The organism is uncultured Granulicatella sp., assembly GCF_963528315.1.
In the GTDB taxonomy this organism is placed as follows: Bacteria; Bacillota; Bacilli; order Lactobacillales; family Aerococcaceae; genus Granulicatella.
Genome location: NZ_CAURVV010000070.1, coordinates 1 through 4,855, shown reverse-complemented (window position 1 = coordinate 4,855; position 4,855 = coordinate 1). Strand labels below are relative to the sequence as shown.

At 33.6% G+C, this 4,855-nt stretch carries 2 protein-coding genes and 1 pseudogene; all 3 read right to left on the bottom strand.

What is annotated here, in order from left to right; genetic code table 11:
* Nucleotides 1–414: 414 nt before the first annotated feature.
* Entirely contained in the window at nt 415–2,199 is a 1,785-nt protein-coding gene (locus RYK07_RS08745; protein WP_314853479.1) for an oligopeptide ABC transporter substrate-binding protein, read from the bottom strand.
* Between the two features lie 193 nt (nt 2,200–2,392).
* Nucleotides 2,393–4,177, bottom strand: coding sequence for an oligopeptide ABC transporter substrate-binding protein (locus RYK07_RS08740; protein ID WP_314853478.1), 1,785 nt, complete (start codon nt 4,175–4,177; stop codon nt 2,393–2,395).
* A 520-nt stretch (nt 4,178–4,697) separates the two neighbouring features.
* Nucleotides 4,698–4,855: pseudogene (locus RYK07_RS08735) on the bottom strand (hypothetical protein); the annotation flags it as partial.

The following is a 4,855-nucleotide window of genomic DNA, read 5'->3' as shown; positions in this document are numbered from 1 at the left end:
GTAGCAGGTGCCCTTGGAGGACTTTCACCTCAGATGTACGACATGCCCGTCATACGCAAGATTGATAAAAGCCAACCGTTGGCTTTTATCAAAAGGAAAATTTGAGACCTTTGGCTCAAATTTTAGTCATGAAACCGCAGGTTTGCTGGCGTCCTTAGCTACTTTATGAAAAATTCTACGCACTCCAATGCTGACAACACAAAAGAGCAATGATGCTATCCGCTGTAGCTCTAGCAACCAAAGCCAAAATTGGCTTTGATTGCAGGAAACTTTGAGACCAAGGCTCAAAGTTTAGCCATGAGATTCACTTTGCGAAGCTGCAGGCGTCCTTAACTACAGCAAACAGTATCATTGCTCGCCCCTAACAAAAAAACTCGACTCAATCTTTTCATTGAGTCGAGAAAAAACGTGGGCTTATTTTACAGGTTCATTTGCAGTTAATTGCAATTTAATCATAGAAGATTCATCGTGGTTTGAACCGATTTTTTTATCGTAGTATTTCACACGTTTGTTAACAGCAGTTACACTTTCACCAGTAAGTGTTGGGAAAATAAACGCTTGATCGTGTACATATTTTTGCCATTCTTTATAGAATTGAATATTTTTAGCATCATCAAATGCTTCATTTGAAGAAATTTTCTCAATTAGAGCATTTCCTTCAGCACTTGTGTAACGTTGCATATTGAATTTAGCATCTTCACCGAATAATCCTGATGGGTTTGGATCATAACCTGTTGCCCATCCAGCAGCAAACATATCAATTTCAGGGTCATCTGCTTCAACTTTATCATAGAAGTTGTTTACTTCTAATGTACGTCCAGTATATAACTGAACATCTAATCCAACTTCTTTCCACCATAATAGATATTGTTGAATTAATGATTCATTCGCATCGTCACGAGTACGAGCAGCAAAGTTGATTTTTAGTTTAGAACCATCTTTATTTTCACGTAATCCATCACCATCTACATCTTTATAACCAGCATCATCTAATAATTTCTTAGCTTTTTCTGGGTTATAATCAAATCCTTCTTGATCTTTGTTATAAATATCTTGGAAGAATGGAATGATAATTGAGTTTGTTCCATGTTGTAATCCATTATATAAGTTTTTACCAGCTGTATCTGGATCAATCGCATAAGCAATCGCTTGACGTAAAGCTACATCACTCATTTTAGCATTTGGATCTACAATATTTTTACCTTGTTCTTTATCCCATTTACCAAGTTTAAATCCAATATATTCATATTGTGATTGTAATGAACTTACGAAAGTTACATTTGTTAAATCTTTAAATGAATCATATTGAGCTGATGGCATACTTGCAATATCATATTTACCAGCTTTCATTTCTGAAACAATGCTATCTGGAGATACAACTTCCATTACAACTTTATCAAGGTTTGAACGACCTTTATAATAATTAGTGTTTGGTACAAATGTTACTGATTCACCAGGTACCATTGTTTCAATTGTATACGCCCCTAGACCAACGTTAGATTTACCACGAACTGCATCACTTTGTTCCCATTCAGCTACAGGAATTTTAGAGAATACATGTTTTGGCATAACATAACTACTTACTGAACCACCTGCTAATTGCATTGAAGGTGTCATTTCTTTATAGTGAATTTTCACTGTGTAGTCATCTAATTTTTCTAAACCAGAGATGCTTGAAGCTTTACCTTTGTGGTATTCATCCATCCCTTCAATATTTTTGAAATCTCCATCGTAACGTACACCAGTGTAGTCTTTATGACCAATTCCTTCATAAGTAAAAATATAGTCATCGATTGTAAATTTTTCTCCATCTGACCATTTATAGTCTTGAGAGTTTAATTTAACAGTTGCTGTTTTTCCTTCTACATCAAAAGAGATAGATGCTAAACCTGTATTTACTAATTTACGATTATCATCATATTCAAACATTGATTCGTCAATCATACCTGCTACAGATGAATCTGTTGTATCAGAAGCTAATTCATCAATGAATAGTCCATTAATAGGTGAAGCTGAAACAATCGCATATTTTAATGTTCCACCTTTAATTGGTTCACCATCATGAGTTACTTCAGAAACAAATTTTGTTTTGTCTGCTCCCTCAGTTGTTGTTTTAGTTGTTGTCGTTTTTGAACCACATGCTGCTAATGTTAAAGCAACTGCAGCAGTTGGTAACCAAAGCCATTTTCTTTTCATCATATTCATCTCTCCTTAATAAAATCTTCTTTAAAAATTCAATTTTTAATTAAGATGTTATTATATTAACATATAATTTGTTTTTTGCAAGCATTTTTTAATCTTTTTTTAATTTATTTTCATTTTATCTCATTTTTAACTAAAAAAGACTTTTCTCACGGGAATATCCATGGGAAAAGTCTTCATAAAAATTTTATTATTTAACTTGAGTATCTGATACTACTTCTAATTGATACAATGCTGATTTTGAATTGCTTGTTCCAATTCTTGTATCATAATATTTCACACGTTTATTAACGGCAGTTACTAAGTCCCCTACTAATGTTGGGAAGATAAATGCTTCATCATGAACGTATTGTTGCCATTCTTTATAGAATTCAACATTCTTAGCATCATCAAACGCTTCTGTTGAACTAATGTTATTCATAATGCTATTTCCTTTTTCGCTTACAAAACGAGCGAAGTTAAATTTAGCAGTTTCACCGAATAAGTTCGATGGATTTGGATCGAATCCTGTTCCCCATCCAGCTGCAAACATATCAATTTCTGGATCATCTGTTTGAACTTTTTCATAGAAGTTGTTCGATTCGATTGTACGACCAGTATATAATTGAACGTCTAATCCAATTTCTTTCCACCATAATAAGTATTGTTGAATTAATGATTCATTTGCATCATCACGAGTACGTGCTGCAAATGTAATACTTAATGGAGAACCATCTTTATTTTCACGGATACCATCGCCATCAACATCTTTATAGCCAGCTTCTTCTAACATTTGTTTTGCTTTTTCTGGATTATATTTAAATCCTTCTTGTTCAGCATTATAAACATCTTTGAAGAATGGAATAATAATCGAATTTGTTCCACGTTGTAAGCCATGGTAAAGTGTTTCACCTACTGTATCCATATCTAATGCATAAGCAATTGCTTGACGTAATACTGGATCACTCATTTTAGCGTTAGGATCAGTGATGTTTTTACCACTTGCTTTATCAAATTTTCCTAAATGGAAAGCTACGTATTCAAATGATGATTTAAATGTACTTACTAAGTTTACGTTTGTTAAATCTTTATAAGATTCATATTGTGCATTTGGCATCTCAGCGATATCATATTTTCCAGCTTTCATTTCTGAAACGATATTATCAGGAGATACAATTTCCATTACGACTTTATCTAATTTTGCACGACCTTTGTAGTAATGTTCATTAGGAACTAATGTTACAGATTCACCTGGAATAATGGATTCTAACTTGAATGCCCCTAAACCAACGAATTTTGTTCCACGTACGTATTCACTCTTATCCCATTCTGCAACTGGAATTGTAGAAAAAATATGTTTTGGCATAATATACGCACTTAATGCTCCACCTGCTAATTTCATAGAAGGACGCATTTCCTTAAAGTGGATTTTTACAGAATAGTCATCGATTTTTTCTAATCCTGATACTGAATCTGCTTTCCCTTCATGAAATTCTTTCATTCCTTCTACATTTTCATATTTACTATTATAACGAGAACCTGTGTAATCTTTATGACCAATTGATTGATAAGTGAAGATATAATCATCAATGGTTACAGGTTGACCGTCTGACCATTTATAATCTTTAGAATTTAATGTAACAGTGACTGATTTCCCTTCAACATCAAAATCAATACTTGCCAAACCAGTATTTGTTAACTGTCTATTTTCATCAAATTCAAAAATACTTGCATCAATTTGCGAACTAATTGTTGAGTCTAATGAATCTTGTGCTAATTCATCAATGAAAACACCTTTAAAGCCTGAAGATGCTACTAAAGCATATTTTAATGTTCCACCTTTGATAGCTTCTGCATCATTGACTGCTTCTGTCGCAAACTTTGTTTGTGTTCCAAGTGGTGTTTTAGTAGCTGTTGTTTCTTTATTAGAATTACAAGCTGCTAAAGCTAATACTGTTGCTGCTGTTGTTACATATAACCAATTCTTTTTCTTCATCTCATTCCTCCAAATATTTCTTCTTCCGCATAAAGTTCTCATCTCTTTATGTCGCAATCATTCTATCATAAATTAAAATAAAAGCAAATTTTTTAATCTTTTTCACTTTATTTACTCATAATTGCATAAAATTCTAATAAAGTGTCTATGAAATGTAGACAAGCAACCCCCCAAAAAAGTAGCTAAACAAATGCTACTTTGAGGGAATTAATATTTATTTTCATACCATTAAACAGGACAACCTCATAGATTCACCGCAGCAGCTAAGCCATGAGACTCGTATTCGTAAGACTACTGGCGTCCTCCGATACATTTAGGGAAGTCATATTTTATAACGCACCCTCATAAAAGAATGCCCAACACATAGACTTACCGCAGTAGTAAGAGTACCAGTAGCCACTTTAAGGGCTACTGGTACTGGGGAAAATCGAGACCTAGGCTCGATTTTTATCCATGAGATTCGCTTGCGAAGCTGCTGGCGTCCCTTACTACTTACAGGGAAGTTATATAAAATATATTTTTATTTAACCCAAACACCGTCACGATTAACTTTATAACCATCTGGTGTAGTTGTATTTGTTAATAACGCTCCAGATTTATTCAAGTAGTACCATTTACCATCTACTTGAACCCAACCTGTTTCCATTTTTCCATCTTGATCTAAATAGTACCATTTAT